The sequence below is a fragment of the Nibrella viscosa genome (assembly GCF_039541875.1).
Lineage (GTDB): Bacteria > Bacteroidota > Bacteroidia > Cytophagales > Spirosomataceae > Nibrella > Nibrella viscosa.
The window spans coordinates 22,544-42,131 of record NZ_BAABHB010000006.1 but is presented as its reverse complement, the minus strand read 5'-3'; the positions used below and the strand labels follow the sequence as shown (position 1 = coordinate 42,131).

General features: G+C 56.3%; 13 protein-coding genes. 5 read left to right on the top strand and 8 right to left on the bottom strand.

Features of this window, described 5'->3' with window-relative positions; all coding sequences use genetic code 11:
- Positions 1–2: 2 nt before the first annotated feature.
- The 5 genes from ABD931_RS15925 to ABD931_RS15905 all read right to left on the bottom strand — a co-directional run bounded on the left by ABD931_RS15925 (position 3) and on the right by ABD931_RS15905 (position 12,503).
- Positions 3–3,491: an nSTAND1 domain-containing NTPase gene (locus ABD931_RS15925; RefSeq protein ID WP_345268794.1), complete on the bottom strand. Its 3,489-nt coding sequence runs from the start codon at positions 3,489–3,491 to the stop codon at positions 3–5.
- Positions 3,492–3,499: 8 nt separating this feature from the next.
- Entirely contained in the window at positions 3,500–5,359 is a 1,860-nt protein-coding gene (locus tag ABD931_RS15920; RefSeq protein ID WP_345268792.1) for a CHAT domain-containing protein, read from the bottom strand.
- 50 nt (positions 5,360–5,409) lie between these two features.
- Positions 5,410–7,377: an adenylate/guanylate cyclase domain-containing protein gene (locus ABD931_RS15915; RefSeq protein ID WP_345268790.1), complete on the bottom strand. Its 1,968-nt coding sequence runs from the start codon at positions 7,375–7,377 to the stop codon at positions 5,410–5,412.
- A gap of 23 nt (positions 7,378–7,400) precedes the next feature.
- Positions 7,401–9,353 carry a DUF5995 family protein gene (locus ABD931_RS15910; protein WP_345268789.1) on the bottom strand — a complete coding sequence of 651 codons (1,953 nt, stop codon included), beginning with the start codon at positions 9,351–9,353 and terminating at the stop codon, positions 7,401–7,403.
- Between the two features lie 90 nt (positions 9,354–9,443).
- Positions 9,444–12,503 (bottom strand): caspase family protein, encoded by a 3,060-nt coding sequence (locus ABD931_RS15905; RefSeq protein WP_345268787.1) that lies wholly within the window; start codon positions 12,501–12,503, stop codon positions 9,444–9,446.
- A 201-nt stretch (positions 12,504–12,704) separates the two neighbouring features.
- Here ABD931_RS15905 and ABD931_RS15900 point away from each other — a divergent pair, with 201 nt between their 5' ends.
- Entirely contained in the window at positions 12,705–14,687 is a 1,983-nt protein-coding gene (locus ABD931_RS15900; protein ID WP_345268786.1) for a sensor histidine kinase, read from the top strand.
- A gap of 68 nt (positions 14,688–14,755) precedes the next feature.
- Here the strand turns inward: ABD931_RS15900 and ABD931_RS15895 are convergent, their stop codons facing one another.
- The 3 genes from ABD931_RS15895 to ABD931_RS15885 form a co-directional block, all read right to left on the bottom strand.
- A complete protein-coding gene (locus tag ABD931_RS15895; protein ID WP_345268784.1) occupies positions 14,756–15,592 on the bottom strand; it encodes an SDR family oxidoreductase in 837 nt (278 codons plus the stop codon).
- A gap of 72 nt (positions 15,593–15,664) precedes the next feature.
- On the bottom strand, positions 15,665–16,243 hold the full coding sequence (locus tag ABD931_RS15890; RefSeq protein WP_345268783.1) for a TetR/AcrR family transcriptional regulator: 579 nt from the start codon (positions 16,241–16,243) through the stop codon (positions 15,665–15,667).
- Positions 16,244–16,440: 197 nt separating this feature from the next.
- Positions 16,441–16,719, bottom strand: a complete 279-nt coding sequence (locus ABD931_RS15885) for an Rdx family protein (protein ID WP_345268782.1) — start codon at positions 16,717–16,719, stop codon at positions 16,441–16,443.
- A 111-nt stretch (positions 16,720–16,830) separates the two neighbouring features.
- Between ABD931_RS15885 and ABD931_RS15880 the strand changes: the two genes are divergently transcribed.
- The 4 genes from ABD931_RS15880 to coaD all read left to right on the top strand — a co-directional run bounded on the left by ABD931_RS15880 (position 16,831) and on the right by coaD (position 19,393).
- Positions 16,831–17,268, top strand: coding sequence for a CBS domain-containing protein (locus ABD931_RS15880; protein ID WP_345268781.1), 438 nt, complete (start codon positions 16,831–16,833; stop codon positions 17,266–17,268).
- 136 nt (positions 17,269–17,404) lie between these two features.
- The gene (locus ABD931_RS15875) at positions 17,405–17,905 is read left to right on the top strand and encodes an NUDIX domain-containing protein (protein ID WP_345268780.1); all 501 of its coding nucleotides are present in this window, start codon (positions 17,405–17,407) and stop codon (positions 17,903–17,905) included.
- A gap of 58 nt (positions 17,906–17,963) precedes the next feature.
- The gene (locus tag ABD931_RS15870) at positions 17,964–18,863 is read left to right on the top strand and encodes a DUF3822 family protein (protein ID WP_345268778.1); all 900 of its coding nucleotides are present in this window, start codon (positions 17,964–17,966) and stop codon (positions 18,861–18,863) included.
- Positions 18,864–18,925: 62 nt separating this feature from the next.
- Positions 18,926–19,393, top strand: coding sequence for a pantetheine-phosphate adenylyltransferase (gene coaD, locus ABD931_RS15865; RefSeq protein WP_345268776.1), 468 nt, complete (start codon positions 18,926–18,928; stop codon positions 19,391–19,393).
- Positions 19,394–19,588: the final 195 nt, after the last annotated feature.

Here is a 19,588-nt window from a genome sequence, read left to right as displayed (position 1 = left end):
CATTATTCCGTTCCGAAAATAAGTTTATTCCAATAGGGTTTCAGGGCCTGCCGCAGTGAAGTAGTCAGTGAATAGGTTTGTGCGGCCGCTTCCTGCCTGTTCCGGCGCTGCTCGTCCGTAAATGTCTGGCGATACCAGGAGCCGACCAGGGCAGGAGCCGGTGCCACCAGCACATAGTTCCCATTTTGCAGGAGCAGTTTATCGCCCGAAGCCCACACCCGGCTATACGGCTCCTCCACCCTGGCAATGGCCTGTCCGCTGCGGTCCCGAATGGTGATAATACCCCGGTTGGTCATCGTCTGAATCCGTTCTCCATCGGCCACAAACATGGCCGTTTTTACCACATCCTGATCGGTAACCGTCAACACCCTGCGGGTTTTGGGTGTCCAGATATACATCGTTGGCAGGTAGGTGGTGAGGAGTACGGTTTGCCCGCCAGGCGAAATCTCTGCCGAACGGATGGCTTCGGGACTAACCAGACTATCGATAAGCGCCCCTTTCCTGTCGAACACATAGCCGGTGTTTTCGCCCGTTGCAACAATATAATCCCCCTCCGGCGAAAACCGCGCCGTCCGTATCCCGGCCGAAGCCGTCAGCAACGCCCGTCGTTTGCCGGTTAACGACCCATACCAAACGTCTTCCGTCCCTTCCAATTCCGCCAGGACGGATTGCCCATCCCGATTGAGTTCGATCGACCGCAGCGGAGGCAGCGGCAGGGGTCTGACCAACCGCTTTTCCCGCAGGCTCCACTGGCTGGTTTTACCGTCTGTATCCGAAACAGCGTACAAATGCAGCCCATCCGGGGCGAACGTTGCCCACCGTATGGGATAAAGACCGGGCAGGCTATCCCATTGTTGTTGGGTCAAATCCCAGACCTGAAGGTTGCCGGTACTGGTTACGAGCAGTGCCTGCTTACCATCCGGTGATAGCTCCACGCGTTCTGGCCGTTGCCGGGGCTCCAGTTTTGTAAACCGGACGTCGGTCCGTCCCCACCTATATGCCTTACCGTCTTCCGTCTGCGTCAGGATATGTTGCCCGTCGGGGGCAAAAAGGGCCACCTTAACGGGCGCGGCATGCGAGAGGTAGTCGAGCCGTAACCCCTCCCGGTTTAGCAGGTGTACTTTGTTGTTCTGGTAGACGAGCAGCAGCGTTTGCCCATCCGGTGACAGGCTTATCTGCCGAAACGGTGCCAGGAGTTTCAGCCGGGTAATGCCGGCTCCGCTGGTATCCCATAGGTGCAGGGAGTCTTCCGTGGCGGTCCAGATGGTATTCCCGTCGGGGGCAAAACCGCTGCCCAGGGCTGGGCCGGTCTGCGGTAACCATCGCTGGGTACCGGTACCAGCATCCAGGAGGTAAACTTTGCTGTCTTTGGTGGTCAGCAGCACCTGCCGGGCCGTGGGCGATATGGCCTCCGATGCAAAGGATACACTGGCCTTAACCCGACGTACAGCCTGCCCGGTAGTGGTATTCCATACCGTAGTGTTGCCATCGGCGGTCAGGCTCAGCATCGTTTTTCCATCCGGCGCAAAACCGGCCGTGCGGGCGGAGATACTACCCTGATCGGACCAGCGCCTGCCTTGCCGTACCCACCGATGCACCTGCTCGTCATCGGTTACGCCGATAATGGTTTGCCCGTCTGCCGAGATGGCCGCCCCCCGTATAATAAGTCCCGGTGCGATGGCCGTTTTTTGCCGGGACGGCCGGTGCCAGACCCACAGCGCCCCCGGCTCGGTTACCGCCACCAGGTGATCGGCACGGGGGGCAACACTAACCGACAGGACCGGTTCGGAAAACTGTAGACTATCGGCGAGTTGTTGCCCCTGCCAGTCCCAGAGGTAAACCCGGTTGTTGCCGGCCACCGCAATAACCAAAGAGCCATCCGGCGACAACTCCGCTGTTTTAACGGGTACGCCGGTCAATACGGCTGTAAACTGCCGCTGGTTGTAAAACGTGTTGGACAAAGCCCCGGCCGTGGCCAGGGTAGGCTGCTGCTCATATGCCCAGGCACTCATGGCCAGCGCGCTCCGCGGGTCCATATCCTTTAGCTGGAGAACCACACTTTTCACGTTCGATTTTTCCCATTCGCGCACCGCCAGCACCGCAGCCACAACTGCCAGGATACACAGCCCGGACACTATAGCAATGGTGGTTCGCAACCGTCGGATTTCCCGGCGCTGCCGGCGCTGAAGTTCATCCTGACTGTCGATCACAAACTGCCAGATGGCCTCACTATCGGGCACGCTCCGGGCCAGCTCGGCCTGAATCGGATCCTGGAAAAGCTGCACTTCCGCCACCCGGCGGGCCGACAGCAGCAGATCGGCGGCCCGGTCTTTTTCGAGGTATTCGGCGTAGGCTTCTTTGAGCCGCCGGAGAATATCGTTGATCTGGCGTTGTTCGGCGGAGCGCCCCTTGTCGATCAGCCTGGCCAGACTATCATGGGCCAGTTCATACAGGCCGTCTTCGCCGGACAAAATGCGGGAGCGTTCCAGGTGAGCCAGCAGCAGGGCCAACAGCGAAGGCTCCAGGCCGGTTGCGGAAGCGAGTGAGGAGATACGGTGCTCCCGGCGCGTACCTTCGTAGGTAACAAAGGCTTCCAGCACGCGCTTTACCGTAGCCGTATCCACCAGCGGCAGTTCGGTGCCTATGAGCTGGACCTGCTCGTTTAGAAACTGCTCCAGCACATCGTCGATTGCCCCGACCTGCGCAACCAGCCCTGGATTAAACACCACCGTTTCGCCCGGCTGTGCCGCCTGAGCGGTCCGCCAGAGCCGGTCCAGATAAACCTGCAGATAGGGCAACTGAAACGTTTGGGCAGCCCCCTGGTTGTTGCGGATGATCTGCCGTACGGTTTCGGTTTCGTCCTGTAGCCGGATGCGCCCGGACTGGCGGCAGGTGCCGGTAATCACCGCCTGAAGCCCCCGTTCGCTCATCGGCTCTACCCGCAGCCGGAAATCGAACAGGCCGGGAATAACGTCTTCGTACGGGTACAGATAAGCGATATAATCTTCCCGCATCACCAGCAACAGCTTACAGCCCGACGAAGCCTGGTAAATCCGGCGGAGTACCGCAAAAAACTGCTGTTGCTCGTCGGTATCCCCACTCACAAACAGTTCCTCCAACTGGTCAAAAATCAGGTAGACCGGTCGCATGGAGTACAGGCCCAGCCGGTCTACCAGCTCAACCACGTCGCTGGTATCGTGTTCGTCCAGGATACCCGTGAGGGTCGTATGCAAACTCGTCAGCACATGGCTGCGCCGGCGCACCAGCACCGGGTAGTAATCGGTGGCCGATACCGCTTTGGCTAAGCCGCATTGCACCAGGCTGGTTTTGCCGGTGCCGGACTGTCCGTACACCAGTACCAGCCGCGACCGGAACAGCAGCTCCACCAGCCGCTGCTGTTCGGCATCGCGTCCGAAAAAGCGATCCGTATCCTGAGCCGTATAGGCATCCAGGAACTTGAACGGACTTTCGGCGGTCGGTTGCGTGATCATAAGCAGAATCAGTCCAGTAAGCTAAGATCGATATCGTCGTTGTGGGCGGGATACGACACCTCCGCAACCGGCTCCAGGGTAAAGAGGCTTTGTACCACCCGGAACTGCTCCCGCAGCATGGTATAGTCCTGCTGATGCGTGGTATCCGTGTCGGTCAGACTAATCCGGAGCAACGGGTCTTCCGGACGAGCTAAATGACCGAACCGAAGCCAGCCCTCCGTACAGGAATGAAAGCTATACAGATCAAACACCGCATTATCGCTGCGCAGAAAGACATTCCGGTCGATGAAAAACGGCGACAGGTTCAGAAAACCCACTGCTACCGGCTCTTCCCACTGACCGGTTGGTCCCAGTTGCCGACTGGTTTTAACCAGCAGCACCGACTGGCTGTCCCAGATGTCGGCCAGTTTTACTTCCTGAAAACACACATCCTCGATCCGGTAGCTCTGGCTCGTACGCAGTACCGCCCGCTCGTGCGCGTATTCAGGCCGGCGATTGTAAAAATGGAGCGCCCGGATATTGCGCACCGATTCGAGCCGGTAGTGCGCCCAGAAACCGAGATGCTTCAAAATTTCGACCAGGTGATCTTCGCCAATCTGGCAGAGTGAATCAACATTGCCCAGCGCCGGGGCGCTGATCAGCCGCTGCCGCAGGTCATGAAAAAAACCGACGCTTTCGTAAAATTCGGGTTGTTCGCTAAACAGGCGGGCCAGGTCGTGCATTTCCTGGATGAACAAATCGACCTGGTTACTGATCAGAAACTGCCCCATCGACCGCAGCATGGTCAGCAGCGGCTGCGGCTCCAGCATAAGCCGACCGTCGGTGAGCAGTTGCTGTAAATGCCGTTCCAGTTCCTCACCGGGGGCAATCGGCTGGCCGGCCTCCTCCGCCTGTTGCAGACACTCCCGGGTTTGCGCCAGCAGGGTACCCACCAGCAAATCGACCGCGCCATCGTACAACGACACATAGTTCATCAGTCGGTCCCGGCTGGGGGTAACCGGCAGCATTTTTCCTGCCGGCGAAAGCGGTGGGCACAGCAGCCGGCGCAGGGGTTCGGCAATGGGGTATGGCAGCCGGCGGAGCAGTTCTTCGTTGAGCCAGCTTTTCAGGGCTTCGGGCGGCAATTGTTGTTTGGCCTTGAAAGCCTCCGTCAAGGTCGGATCATACCCCCTCAGCGACTGAAACAAGGTAGTGCGCAGGGCCGCATTGGGCTTATACTCGGTCATAGACACGGCATCGCCGGTCGGCAATTCCCATTGGGCCAGGGCCGGATCAGGGCAGAAGAAATACCACTGGTTGCGGCTCACCTCTTCCATAGAATCGACGAGCATGGCCCGCTCCACCTGCTGAACATGCGTGTTGGTGGTTACCTGAATTTCCAGTTGAGCTATCTCTACCGCCTGCTGTAGCGGGTGCTGATTATTGAGCGCCCGGTAAAACGCCAGGGCAAACCGGGTAGCCGTCTGGTCCTCAATGGGCGTAGAGGTCGCAATTACGGCGGCATTGACGTTCAGCCCCCGCAGCAACTGAACGTGTTGCAGCGTAGAGCAGCCATTCAGAAAAACCAGCCGCAGGTTGGGACAACGCGCCAGCAGTTGGGCGATACCCATGCCGCGGGCCGTAGTATCTTCAAACTGGAGAATATTGGTACCCGCATGACCGCTGAAATGGAACAGGCAGAGGGAGTCCTGGTAGGTCAGAATCTTACTGGTGACCGACTCGGCGGTGGCAAACGAATCGCGTATTTTCTGGTAATGATTGCGGCTGCTGCGCAGGTCCAGCAAACGGTCAATCTGCCCATCCTCTTCCGCCAGAGAAGGTAGCGGGCGGTTGCGGTCGTTAGCGTAACAAAATAGCAGCGTGTTCATGGTGTTGGTTCGGACAAACAGGAGAAAAAAAATACATCCAACAGACTCGGTCAGGGGGATAATTCCAGCGGCCTTTTATCGGTGATGAAAGCCTCGGCAAAATACATATCCAGGTCCCCTTTATGCTTCACCGGGACTTTGCCCCGGTAACTGCACCGGACCCGATCGTTGACCAGGCTGTAGGTCGTAGCCGATATATTAACCTTACCCGCTTCGCCATGCTGTTCCATCCGGGCCGCCGTATTGACGGTATCGCCCCAGATGTCGTAGGCAAACTTACGGGCACCCACCACCCCGGCTACCACCGGCCCGGTATGAATACCAATGCGGAACGAGAAATAGGCCTGGCCCTGTACCTGCCGTTCGAGCTGGTTCTGTTCCAGAAAGTTTTTAATCTCCAGCGCAGCCCGCACTACTTCGCCGGCATTGTCGGGGTAAGCAACCGGCACGCCCCCGGCGCACAGGTACGCATCGCCGATGGTTTTGATTTTCTCGATGCGGTAACGGCCCAGTATGGCGTCGATGGACCGGAAATAGTGATCCAGTTCGCTGACCAGTTGCTCGGGCGTAAATTGCTCCCCCGCTTCGGTAAAGTTCTGAATGTCCATAAACATGACCGTAACCTGTTCGTACCGCCGGGGCTGGGTCGTGCCGCTTTTTTTCAGCTCCTCAACAATCTCGCCGGGCAGGATATTCAGCAACAGTTCCTCCGAGCGCTGCTTCTCCTCCTGCAGTTCCAGGGTACGCTGCGCTACCTGCTGCTCCAGCATGGCATTCTGACCGGAAACAAGCCGCTCCTGTGCCTGCAACAGCTCTATTTTCTCCTGGATAGCCTGCCGGCGCTGCTGCCGCAGCAAATTGATACTGGAAGCCAGGGCGGTGGCAAACAGGGCGATCTCGAAGGTAGTGCCAAAGATCATGCTGTTGTAGGTGAAAAAGGAATACGGTAAATACCCAAAGGCATAGAGCAGAAAGACGATCAGCAGCGCATAAAAACCGAGGTTTCCCAGAATGTAATACCTGGCCGGCCGGAATCCCCGACGATGCACATACACCCCCGCTGCTATATTGAAAACCCCTTCGGCCAGCGCAACCAGCGGAATTACATCAATATCGAGCGGAGTGCCGGTGTTCAGGTCAACCACCAGCCAGAGAATACCCACGCCAAACAGGATCAGCAGGGCAAGAGCAGCCCGGTACAGTCTGGGTGCTTTTTTATGCAACCGAAGAAACGATAGTGTAAACAGGACGTGCGCCATGCCGACAACGCCCCCCAGGGCCGCTCCGTACGCTTCAATGGCCGGATGGCGGGCGTACAGGAATTCATTCAGGTGGCCCCGGAACAAGGCCGTCTGTACCCCGAGGAGTAACACCCAGATGCCGTACATGAGGATATCGTGGGCGTGAACGCGGACGGAAAACAGCAGCATACCCAAGCCGATAGCCAGCACGATACCGTAGAAAATACCGTAGAATAAATCAGACCGGTGGGTCTCTGTGAGCAGCCGGGTAGCCGTCAGGCAGTAGATGGGCAGTTCGCTGGTATAAATTCCCTGCTGATACACATATATCCGGTGGGTTTCTCCCCGGCGGATGTTCAGCGGACAAAATGGATTACTCTTCCGGACCGGATTGGTTCTTTCCGGGTGAAGGGCACCGAGCCGATGCCGGGCCACGATAGCCCCCTGCCAGGTTTCGTATACATCAATGAGTTTGGTGCCGTTGTAAATAAACTGCAGAAGCAGCTCCGCATCTGTCTCGTTGGTAATATCAACGGTCATCCAGTAGCCAGACTTACCGGTTTTGGGCTGGATCGGGTTTTGGGAAAGCGGCTGAAACGCATACTGGTCCGGATGGGCCAGCAGGGCATCAATGGTAACCGACCCGTCGGCCTTCAGCACCCGGCTCGCATGAAAGACATCGGCCCGCTGGTCGACATCCGTCATCCGGATTGGTTGCGCCGAAGCCAGATAGCTGGTTAGTAACCCAAATAGCAGAATCCCTAGTATCGAGCGCATAGACAGTTTACGAATTTAGCCGGTCAGGATACCGCCGGCAGCAGGGCCGAGCGCAGCATGACGTCGATTTTCTGGGCTACGGTGCCTGTTTCGGACCGGGCAATCAGCGACAGCGTCCAGTTCAGCGGCCAGGACGGGGTAACCAGTTTCCGCCCCAGCGCGGCCGATTCCTGTTCGAGCTCCGCAATGAGCTGCCGGCGTTCCTCGGGCGAGGAGGCCCCGGCGAGTCGTACGCTGCTTTGCCAGGCCCGTTCGCGGCCCTGGCGCATGAGCGCCCGTTCGGTAGCCAGCACCTGGTCATCCAGATACCGCAGCACGGTGCCAAACGGCCGGAAGACTCTGGCCATGCTGTCGTTCATCTGGGTGTACATATCGTCGAACAACTCGTTCATCTTCAGGAAGTCTCCGTAGAATGCCTGAATCTTTTCGCCGGGAAACAGGTCTGATACCACCTGGGGCAGATCGAAGCTGATATGGGCGTTGCAGGCCGCGAAGATATGCTGGTTGGCGATAAGCGGCCGGCGAGCGGCCTCAAACGATACCTGCCAGGGAGCAGCCGCCGGATCACCGTCGAAATAGTGGTTGATGGCGTTGAAATACAGGATACTGAATCGAACGTCTACCTCTTCCATCATAGCCGGATTATCGAAAATACCCAGGCGTATCCCTTCGGCTACGCGTTGGGTCACCAGCAGATAAACGGCCGTAAACAGCCCCATCGGGTTATTCTGGGCTTTGAAGTGACGGGTCAGTTTGTCAAAATAGAACAAGGCTTCCTGGATGTCCAGCACGGGCGGTATCCGAAAATCGGGCTCGATCTGTTGCCATGAATCGGTCAGAGCAGAGGGCAGGCGGAAGGGCTCCACTTTGCTGGTGTGCTGGTTAAGCACCATCTCAATCACGCGGCTGCTGAGCGAGCGACCCATAGCCGCCAGCAATACATTGCGCTCCGAAATACCCCGAAAACGCTTGTCGAGCCACTGTACGGCGTCCAGCTTGAACGACTCCCCATCCGGGTCGTTGGGGGCCACCTGTAGCATATCGGCAAACCGATCGCCGATAAAAAACCGCACAAAGGTATGGGCAACGGTCCGGCGACGGCCAAATGACAGGCGGCTGTCCATCATATCGATGCAGGCCCTGGTGAGTTCGGCTCCCTCACCGGATGGCCCGGCCTGCTGTTCCAGAATGGCGTTCATCAGGTATCGGCAGTCCTCCTCATCTTCGGAGTTCAGTTCATCATCTACGCCCATCAGGTAACCCACCACCCGCCACATATGAAAATAGGCTTCGCTTTCTTCCGGGGTAAGTTCAATATCGAGTTGCTTCAGACCATCCACAATCACGACCGTAAACGACAGCAGTGTACCGGTTAAATCCTCCTGGTTAATGGGCACCCCGTAGGTTTGCGTATCCCACCCCCGCTCCTGCGCAAAATAGCGGATGATCGCGTGCATTAGCCGAACTTTCTGGATGGTCAGCACCGCCTTGCCGTCGTGTTCGAAACTGTTGCGCTGCATGATGTTGACCACAAACTGGGTGGTCTCCATTACCCGGCGCGTAAACGCATCCGGCATGCCGTCCCGGGCACGCATACGGCCGGTCTGGTATAGCACCTTAGCCCCTCGCCAGCCGGTGTAACAAGTGGGCAGCGATTTACAGAGCAGCACCAGCAGGATCTTGGGCCCGTACTGCCGGAAGACATCGGCGGCCACCATCAGCTTAAACGGGTCTGCCCAGTCGGGCAGCGTGCGGGTGGCCAGGAAGTAGTCTTCCACCACACGCTTCACATCGTCGGGCAAGGCATCGAAGGCCGGATTCGGAAAATCGCGGTTCCGGACCAGCATCTGAAAAATCTGGTCGATCTCTCCTTTCTGGTTACGCGCCAGGAGGGTTGAGATGACCTCATCGGCCGGCGGATCTCCTTCCAGGCGCTTACGCCATAAATAGTCGTCAGTCCAGGTAGTACTACGCATCAGGGAATAGAGACATACATAAACGAAAGTACTAAAAACCAGCCTTTTCACAACACGGCTATCAATTCCTCATGCCTTTCGGGCACCCTATTACCGGGACGGTACCGGTACCGACACCCTGACCGGCACGTCGCGCATCTCGTTCATTCGCTTGACAAACCGCGACGAGACGCTCAGAAACCCTTTTTCGTTCGGGTGAAACTCATCGAACCAGTAATCTTCCCGGCGGCCGGTGCGCCGGACCACTCCGCGCAGATCCAGGTAGGATACCTGCGGAAACTCACTGGCAACAGCCTCTAGCCGCTGATTAAAGGCGTCGACAATGTATCGGACCAAGGCTTCCTGATCTTCCTGATTCCTAATGCCGCAGCCCATCATACATGTACCCAGCCGGCCGGCATTAGCGGAGTCTGACGCCGGGTTGAGCGGGACGAAGTAGTCATAGCCATGCACCAGTACCTTTACGTCCGGGTAGCCCATGGTGACCAGCCGGAAAATGCGTCGCTGTTCGTTTTGTAAGGTAGCCAGCACCGGCAGCAGAGTTTCGTTCAGGTAGCACTGCGGAAACGGCAGCCGGTCGTCGGGCTGCTCGCGCAGAAAACTCCGGAACGGTTCGCCAAACAGGTCGGTACCGCCCCCGCTCAGCAGGAAGAAGGCCGGGCGCACCTGAGCAAGCATCTGGAGGAATTTAGGGTTGGGTTTTGCCAGCAGATTAACCAGCCGGCTACCGGCATCGGCCAGGCTGTACACATTATAAACACCGGCCAGGTAGTCGACCACATCCCGCAGCAGAAACGGGTACTGAAACCAGGAGTCTCCTTCCGCCAGAATGCGCATGCGGGTCGGGTACCGAATCAGGTTCTGTTCGTACCGCCGAATCCGCATTCGGTTGGCAATCTGGTTGGTAACGGCCTGTTTTACATCTGAAAGGAAGCCGCGCTCGGCCAACTCGCCTTCGATGAGCCGGATCGCCGGCTTCAGCGCAAACGCCGGCTGCAGGTCTTCGCCCGTTACCACATCGTAGTAGAGTTGCAGGGTAAAATCGGCCAGGATGTCGCCGGCCAGGGTGGTATCTCCCTCGGCTGCGGTGGGGTTGAGTCGCTGGCTTAGTTCGGCCTCCGTTACGGTATTGTACAGCGGGTTTGGCATGCGGAGGTTCACCCGCTGGGTCCACCAGTCGGGCAGCGGCTCGGCTTCTTCTTCCGTAAAAATGGCCCCCCGCGTAATCAGGTCCTGCTGCCGGTCCTGCACCGTGGGCGGTGACGGCAGCGACTCCAGCGTGAGAAACGCCAGCGTGGTCTCCGACAAAGGGTCTTTGGTCAGGATGAATTGAAACTGCTCGTTCACCTCCGGCCAGTTATACTGCCGCACCACTTCTTCCAGTTGCAGTTTTACGGTGGTCTGCCGGCCGGTCAGGCTCCGGCGGTCGGGCAAGCCCAGGTGCAGTATCTGGCCCGGCTCCAGGCGGGTGTTGGTGGTCAGCAGACCGGTAAACGACATAAAGTCGCGGGACAGGTACAGGGCGGTGCAGTACAGAGGCTGGTTGGTGGGGTTGGTCAACCGCACCGCCAGCGTAACGCTCCACCGGCCGTTGGCTTCGGTCAGGGGCAGGGTAACCACATCGGCATTGCCGCCGACCCGGATCGGTGTCTGCCCCACCGGCTCCACCTCCAGTTGCAGCAACGGCTCGCCGGGTTCGGCCTCTACATTGCGCAAATCCCGCAGGTAATGCCAGCGGGCCATATGCCGTATGTACTGAGCGAGCTGCCCGGCCGCTTCATCATCTACAGGTACCGGGCGGATCAGTGGCCGGTGCGGGTCCAGGCTGCGGGTGAGGTAGTACAGGCCGTTCCGGGCGTGGAGGGTATAATCGGCCACCGACTCATCTTCTTCCGGTACGAAACAGGACGCAGCCTGTTCGGTCAGGGCCGCCAGCAGGGCGGCCAGTTCGGCCGGGGCACCGTTCTCGTTGTTGAAATGGAGCCGGACGGGCTGGGTCAGCAGACCTTCCACCTCGGCCTGGTAAATGCGATCGGGCCGAAGCGTCTGCGCCAGGGAAGCCGGCAGGTTCAGCACGGCATAATCGGGTCCCACACTGGCCACGCTTACGTTGTGCACTTGTCCGGTATCGGTGTCGAAGAGCCGGATTGCACCGGTAGTCTGCCCGACGCCGTGAATAGCGCCCACGTCCAGCAGCCAGCCCTGACGCGGATTGTAGGTCACCTCGACGGGCTGACTCCCGGCCTTACCGGTCCGGTTCAGAAACAGCGTCTGCAGGTGCTGCTCCGGCGCATCGCCCACGGCATAAATCCGGGGGCGCTGTTCGTAGCCAAACCGCATATACTGCCGCACCCGGTTGTGCAGCGTCCGGTAAGACAGCGTGCCGCCGGCCGAGCGCAGCACCGACAACAGGTTTTTGGTAAAAATGCCTTCTCCGTTGGTTTCAATGGCCGACTCGTCGGACTCGCAGGCAGCCAGCTGAATCTGAGTTTTCTGCGGCAGCACCTGTTCGATCCCCCTGGTCTTCAGGTCGGTTTCGGTAAGGGTATCGCTAAAGATAAAACCCTCCCAGGGCCGGCGCGGGGCCGACTCGCTCAGCCGACGCTCGCGCAGATCCTGCTCGCCCACCGACGACTCTACAAAGGCGAAATTGCGGGTGTTATCGCCCGAATGGCAGCAGTCGAAAATAGTGACGATATGCGCCCCGGTATCGGCAACCCGATTGAGCAGGAAACGCAGCTCCTTGTCGGCCAGCAGGTACTCCCACGAGCAGGTCGCCTGCCCATCGTAGCACACCAGGCACTCCAGGTAACCGTCGGTCTCCGTCACCCACAGCGAGCGGTCAACGGCTTCCTGAGCGCCGTGACCCGAAAAGTAAACCAGCACCGTATCGCTTTCGCCGGCCTGCGTCAGGTGGTTCTGAAAGGCCTGCACTACCGCTTCTTTGGTAGCCTGTTCATCGGTCAGCAGGCAAATGTCGGTGTCGAAATCGGGCAAGTGACGCAGGTAATCAGCCACGGCATGGGTATCGGCTACTGGTCCCCGCAGGGGTCTGACGCGCCGGTACTGGTTAATGCCGATCAGCAGGGCAAACAGGCGGGTGGGCTGGCCGGCGGTCTCGTCGACGGCCGCTGTCTGGGTAGTTGGCATGGGTGGTAAAAAAGGGTTAGCGGAAGGGTAATTTACAAGTAAATGGCAACTAAGCCTAATTTACCGGTCTGTTTCTTCGGCCTCTGGCAGACCAGTCCTGTACGCTGGTCGGAACTTTAGCTACTGGTGCAGCGCAAACCGAGTAAAAATCGTATAAAAGCCTTACCTTCAGCCAACCACAAATCCGGCCCTGCTCCGATCATGAATCCTTTTTTGTTAAGTTCGTATGCCATCATGGCCCTGCTGCACATTACGCTGGCCAGTATGGCTATTATCGGCCTGACGCGCAACCCCGGTCAGAGTGCCTACAAACCCTGGCTGCTGCGGACCATCTGGGCCAGTGTGCTCTGGCAGGCGATGGCTTTTATTGAAACCGGCTTGCAACCGCACCTGGCCTCTGTGGTCTTCCGGGTTACCAGCCTCGTATTCTGCGCCGGTCTTTACCTGGCGCATACCGCCAAATCGCAGTTGCCTTACCTGTTTCCGGTGCCGTTGTTCGGGCGGGAGCGGACATGGGTGCTGGGCGTTCTGCTGGCGACGGGGCTGGTATTTATTGGCGTGCAGGTACAACATAATTTTGCAGCTCACCCCCAGGGCTGGACGCCGTTCCTATTTTCACACACCCTGATAGCCCTGTTCGCTATACTGCCCAGCCTCTGGAGCCTGACGGTTTACCTGCGCAAAGCCTATTATTTCCGGCATCGTGATCCGGCGCTGGTAGATCCCTGCGTTAAACTCGCCCTTGCCGACTTTGGCTTTATCGGATCGGCTCTGCTCCTGCTGTACCCTGGCGTGTCACACCCCTGGGGCCTGCCGCTCTATTTTCTGGTCACCTGGGTGCTGTTCCAGTTTTTTGTCCTGCTCTTCATTATTTACTCCACGTTTCCCATACGCTTTCAAGATAAGCTCATTGGCTTTGTCTTCGCCAGTGGTATATCAATTCTAATGTATGTGTCGCTGCTGGTAGTGCCCTTCACCCATACCGTAGCCGACCGGCTGGCGCATCAACAGGCCCTGATTACGCTGGCCCTGCTGATTATCGGCTCGGCGGCTTTTCTGCTCTGGGTGTTTCCCATCATTCTGAAGGTAAGCCTGGTTCAGCCCGTTCAACACCTGCTGGATGGTATTCGGCGGGCCGACCAGGGCGATCTGAACGTGCAGATACCGGTGGGACTGCTGGATGAGTTCGGGACGCTGGCCCAGAACTTCAATCGCATGACCCAGTCGCTGAAACAGTCTAAAGATGAGCTGGTCCGCTACGCCGATACCCTGGAAACCAGGGTAGCCGACCGCACGCGGCAGATTCAGGAGCAGAAAGCAGAGATTGAAGCGCAGCGGGATAATCTGGAACAGGCCTTTCAGGATCTGAAAGCCACTCAGAATCAGCTCGTGCAGAAAGAAAAAATGGCCAGCCTGGGTGAACTGACGGCCGGTATTGCGCACGAAATTCAGAACCCGCTCAATTTTGTAAACAACTTCTCGGAAGTATCCGTAGATCTGGTGGCAGAGCTTAAAGAAGAAGCGGTTGCCGGCCATACCGAGGATGTGCTGGCCATTGCCGATGACCTCGGCCGCAATCTGGAAAAAATCAACCACCACGGCAAACGCGCCGACAGCATTGTGAAGGGGATGCTCGAACATTCCCGCGCATCGACCGGCGAGAAGCAGCCCACCAACCTTAACGCCCTGGCCGAGGAGTACCTGCGGCTGGCTTATCAGGGACAGCTGGCCAAAGACGATAGCTTCGACTGCCAGCTCATTACCAGCTTTGAACCAGGCCTGTCCAACATAAACGTAGTTCCCCAGGACATGGGGCGGGTGCTGCTTAACCTATACAATAACGCCCTCTATGCGGTACGGGCAAGAAGCCGGGGGCTACGTGTTGGGAGCGCGGAACCCCTTGCCGCCGACCCGTATCGGCCTCAGATCGAGGTTAGCACCTACACAAATAACGGCCGGGTAGAACTTCGGGTAAAAGATAACGGCACGGGCATACCGGCCGGGATCCTGAGCAAGATTTACCAGCCTTTTTTTACTACCAAACCCACCGGTGAAGGCACCGGACTGGGGCTATCGCTGACCTACGATATTGTGACCAAAGGTCACGGCGGTGAAATACACGTACAGACGGAAGAAGGCCGGTATACCGAGTTTGTGGTCAGTCTGCCCAACGACCGGCCGTAATCCCCGTACAGGTCGGGTTTTCCTGATGGTCTATACGCCAAACTGCCGCAGGTGGTGATCGCTGCTGTTCAGGCGGTCTGAGGCTTATACCCCTTTTCGACAACGCTTTTCACAATTCCGTGAAACCAGGAAAGCGGCACAAACCGGCGAAGCGCCAGCAGCCAGGGAGACTGGTTACCAACGGGGTATCGCAGCCGGAACGAACGGTCGTTGGCGGCCTGAAAAATTTTCTGGGCGACCACCTCAGGACCGGGGGCGTCGACACCCGCTTGCCGGGAATTAGCCAGTGTTACGCGGACATACGCATCGTAGTCGGTGAGCCCTTCTTTTTGCAGTAAATCCTGGGAACGATCGTAAAAATCCGTTTTAATGGCACCCGGCTCAATGTTTTTCACCCGGATGTTGAACGGACGCAGTTCAAAGGAAAGCGCTTCGGTGAAGCCCTCAACTGCCCATTTGGTACCGTGATAAATGCTGTAGATCGGGAAGGTAATCAGGCCACCCATCGACGTTACGTTAATGATGGTACCGTCCCGCTTCTCACGGAAATACGGCAGAATTTCCCGAATAACGTTCATAACGCCAAACACATTGGTGTCGAACTGCCGCTGAACCTGTTCGGGCGTGGCGGCTTCAAATACGCCTACGGCTCCGTAGCCGGCATTGTTCACCACCACATCGATACCGCCGAAAGCCGCCTGGGTGTCGGTAATTGCCTGCCGGATACTGTCGTGATCCAGTACATCCAGACGGAAGAGCCGGACGTTGGGTAGTTGGGGCAATTCGGTTTCGTTGGCCGGGGTCCGCATGGTAGCGGCAACGTTCCAGCCTTTTTCGGCAAAATAACGGGCTGTAGCCTTACCAATTCCGGACGAAGCTCCGGTAATTAACACGATCTTCTTCATTTTGCAGTTGTTTTAAGTGAAAATTTATTCATAAAACAGGTAAACAAAAAGTCCATAGCAACGCCCTCCGGTTTAGCGTTTGATACCGTCCCAGATAACACTGAAGGTTGTTTCCCAGTCCTCAGCGCTAACCAACTGCCCGGTATAGGTAAGTTGCTTCGCCAGTTCGTTCAGCATACCGCAAACGAGGGTCACCAGCAGTTCCGGATCGGCTTCTTTGATAATGGTTTCCCGCTGCCCCTGCACCACCAATGCATAAATGGGATGCATCAGCCCCGCTTCTTCCTGTTGGCGCTGAGCGGATTCATTGGTATAAGGCGACCGGAAGTACTGCTCGAAGAAAACCGTGTATTCCGGATGTGCTACGTTCTCATCCAGGTAATTACGGGCCATCTTCCGGATTTTAACCCGCAGCGGGTCAGCCTCTTCGATGCCGGCGTACAGATCACCCATACTTTTGCGAAGGAGGTAGGCGTACAGCCGGTCTACCAGCGCCGACTTATCGGTGAAGTAAATATAAACCGTGCCGGTAGCAACGGTAGCCTCCCTGGCCAGATCGGTCATTTTTAAGCCGGCCAGCCCCACACGGTTTATAAGCCGGAGGGCGGCATCCAGTATCAGTTGTTCTTTCGCTTCGTCCTTTGTTCGCATGTTCTTTTCCTGAGTGGCGAAACAAATTTAACTGAATATTTATTCGCCAACAAATTATACTGAAAATTTTTTCAGCTTTAGGAGGCACACCGGTTTCGGGATGCCGGTGTTGGGACTATTCCAGAGGAAAGACAGAAGACGATAGGCTGCAAGGCAGGTTATTAATGAGGGACAGAAGGCCGGATTTGCAATCCGGGTTACCGGCGGTCAGAATGGCCCAGGCTTTTGCCGGGGTTCACCATATCGCGGACCAGTTGCTTTAGTTCCTTGATTTCCGGGAAGCGGCCGGCTTCGTTGCGGTCGAAGATACGCTGCTCACCCACGTTTACCCAGAACCGGCCGCTGATGTCGGACGGATGCAGTAAAACACCCTGAATATCATCAGTGAAGGTAGTAAGCAGTTCCTGCGCCATCCAGGCCGAGCGCAGCAGCCAGCCGCATTTGGGGCAATAGCCAATGGTGATTATTGGTTTCATGGAGATTAGTAACGCGCATCGACGCAAAGAAGTTTAAAGTATAAATGAAACAAGATTGCTTTTCACTTTTCAACGGCCTATTTTTAGGAAAACTTTAACCCCCTTAAAACCATGAAGATAAGGCAAGTCCTCAAAAACAAACCTATCGATACCATCTACTCCGTCACCTCCGACACCACCGTGTATGAAGCGCTCCAGCTTATGGCCGAAAAAAACATTGGGGCCGTACTCGTTATCGACGATGGCCAGCTGTCAGGTATTTTCTCCGAGCGCGATTACGCCCGCAAAGGTATTCTGGTGGGCCGGGCCTCCAAGGAAACATACATTAACGAAGTAATGACCGAAAAACTGATCACCGTAGACCCTGACCAACATCTGGACGAAGCTATGCTGCTGATGTCCAGCAAGCACATCCGCCACCTGCCGGTTATTGAAGCCGATCAGCTAACGGGCATTATCTCCATCAACGATGTGGTATCGGCTATTATCCGCGACCAGAAAAACCATATCGACTCCCTGGAAAGCTATATTTCGGGCAGCCCCTTTTAAGGCCTCACTATTTCCGCCGACGATCGGCTTCCTGTCCGGCTCAACGTCTGGCGGTTCGGGTATTTATGCCCGAACCGCCCCGGCTATTGGCTCCGTATAGTATAGCGGCTTATTCGTATATTTGCGGGTATACTTTATGAATCAGACGTTGGATAAAGCACGAGAAGAGGTAACAAAACTATATGGCTACCGGCTGCGGCTGCGGGTTTGCGGCATTTACATTGAAGGCGACCGCCTGCTCATGGTACGCCACCGGGGTATTGGCCCCACCGATACGTTCTGGTGCCCACCCGGTGGAGGATCTCAGTTTAATGAAACAGCCCACGAGGCACTCATTCGGGAGTTTAAGGAAGAGACCGGCCTGGATATACGCGTTGGCGACCTGCTGTTTGTGAATGAGTTTATGCACCCTCCCTTACACGCGCTGGAGCTGTTTTTTTCGGTACAGGCCACTGGTGGTCAGCTCCGGCAGGGTTTTGATCCGGAAATGAGCCTTGATGGCCAGATTATCGAAGAAGTGCGGCTGATGACCATTGCCGAAATCAAGAGCTATCCACCGGAAGAAGTGCATACCCTGTTTCAGCAGTGCCGTTCAATCAATGATGTCGTTGAATTGACCGGTTATTTAAATCAATAGTAGGTTTAAAACAAACGGGGTTTTAATTTAGTGGCTTAGTGTTTTTAACGTAAAGATTGTGCAGACCGAAGTTGCTACCTCTCCTACTGTTGCCGTGCGCCAGGAAACTCTTGAGGCCTTGCAGGCCGAAAAGTCGGTATTATGCCTGGAGGTTAGCAAAGATCGTTTCCGGTTTGCCATTCTGAACCAGCATCGGCATTGTTGCTGGCTGGAAGAGTATGCGTTTCCTTCGCTGCTGACCGAGCGGCCGGCGACCGAGGCCCTGCCCACCATTGTGCGTTCTAATCCGGTGCTTCAGATCAGCCAGTGGCAGGAAATCCGGGTGGCCGTCAACTCTCCCGCCTTTACGCTGATTCCAAAACCGCTCTTTCGTAAAGAATACGCCAGCAGCTACCTCTCGCTGATGCGCGGTAATGCCCTGCCCGCCCATGAATTTGCCCAGACGTTTGCCCACAACGAGGGCTATTACTGTGTTTTCAATGTGGAACACAATCTGGCTACTTACTTTTCGGCCAGTTACCCGCTGCAACAGTTAACGTTTGTTCACCAGACCAGTGCCCTTATCCAGGCCGCGTCGGCCGTAGACCAGCAGTTGTCCAGCACCCAGAATCTGCTGCTGTATTTCGAGAATGAGTTCGTCACCATTACGCTGCACGCCAACCGCCGGCTGATGTACTGCAACCGCTTTGGCTATAAAAATGCCAATGACCTGGCATATTATATTCTGTATGTTATTGACGAGCTGCACCTGGAACCGTACTCCGTCAATACGCTGCTTTACGGCGAAATTACCCCGTACGCCGACATATTTACCCAACTGAGCCGGTTCCTGCCGCACCTGACATTTGGCCGGACACCACCCGGCCTGACCCTCACGGCCGCCTTCGATGACCTGCCCGAACACCGCTACATCAGCCTGTACGGCCTGGCCTTACTCCCTTCTCCGGCAAACGGCTGAGCGTCTGCGTTTGCACATTCCAATTTTCAGTTATTACTTCGGGCGCTCATCATCCGCCCGCTATGAAAAGAATCGCTTTATTTCCCGGCTCTTTCGATCCCTTCACCAAAGGTCACGAGGATATTGTGCTGCGTGGCCTACAATTATTCGACGAAATTGTGATTGGCATCGGCAGAAATGCCAACAAACAACGCTATTTTCCGCTCGACCAGATGGTAGGCTGGATTGAAGACACCTTTCGGGCCTACCCGGCTATCCGCGTAGTCACATACGAAGATCTGACGGCCAATGTAGCCCGCAACCTGGGAGCCCGCTTTTTGCTGCGTGGGCTGCGGAACACTACCGATTTTGAGTACGAAAACAGCATCGCACAGGTTAACCGACATATTTATTTTGAAGTTGAAACGGTTTTTCTGATTACGTCTCCACACCTGGCCCCCATTAGTTCGAGCATTATCCGCGATTTGCACCGCTACGGGCAGCCGGTAGATGAGTTTTTGCCGTATACCTTGCTACAAGGGCAGCAATAACCGGTTGAAGCATAAACACTGGTAATAGAGGACATTAAATTTTAAATCAAATGTCCGTCATAATTACCCAATTATGTTACCAAAAATTATTTCTTTTCATATGATTATCTCGGTATGCCCAAAAACGTATATTGGTGCTATTAATATGTGAACAATGCGTAAGGCAGGTACATGAAAAAACAAATTTATAAACAT

Coding starts and splice junctions, on each gene's coding strand:
- ABD931_RS15925 (WP_345268794.1), bottom strand. CDS start 3,491: ATGATCACGCAACCGACCGCCGAAAGTCCGTTCAAGTTCCTGGATGCC.
- ABD931_RS15920 (WP_345268792.1), bottom strand. CDS start 5,359: ATGAACACGCTGCTATTTTGTTACGCTAACGACCGCAACCGCCCGCTA.
- ABD931_RS15915 (WP_345268790.1), bottom strand. CDS start 7,377: ATGCGCTCGATACTAGGGATTCTGCTATTTGGGTTACTAACCAGCTAT.
- ABD931_RS15910 (WP_345268789.1), bottom strand. CDS start 9,353: ATGCGTAGTACTACCTGGACTGACGACTATTTATGGCGTAAGCGCCTG.
- ABD931_RS15905 (WP_345268787.1), bottom strand. CDS start 12,503: ATGCCAACTACCCAGACAGCGGCCGTCGACGAGACCGCCGGCCAGCCC.
- ABD931_RS15900 (WP_345268786.1), top strand. CDS start 12,705: ATGAATCCTTTTTTGTTAAGTTCGTATGCCATCATGGCCCTGCTGCAC.
- ABD931_RS15895 (WP_345268784.1), bottom strand. CDS start 15,592: ATGAAGAAGATCGTGTTAATTACCGGAGCTTCGTCCGGAATTGGTAAG.
- ABD931_RS15890 (WP_345268783.1), bottom strand. CDS start 16,243: ATGCGAACAAAGGACGAAGCGAAAGAACAACTGATACTGGATGCCGCC.
- ABD931_RS15885 (WP_345268782.1), bottom strand. CDS start 16,719: ATGAAACCAATAATCACCATTGGCTATTGCCCCAAATGCGGCTGGCTG.
- ABD931_RS15880 (WP_345268781.1), top strand. CDS start 16,831: ATGAAGATAAGGCAAGTCCTCAAAAACAAACCTATCGATACCATCTAC.
- ABD931_RS15875 (WP_345268780.1), top strand. CDS start 17,405: ATGAATCAGACGTTGGATAAAGCACGAGAAGAGGTAACAAAACTATAT.
- coaD (WP_345268776.1), top strand. CDS start 18,926: ATGAAAAGAATCGCTTTATTTCCCGGCTCTTTCGATCCCTTCACCAAA.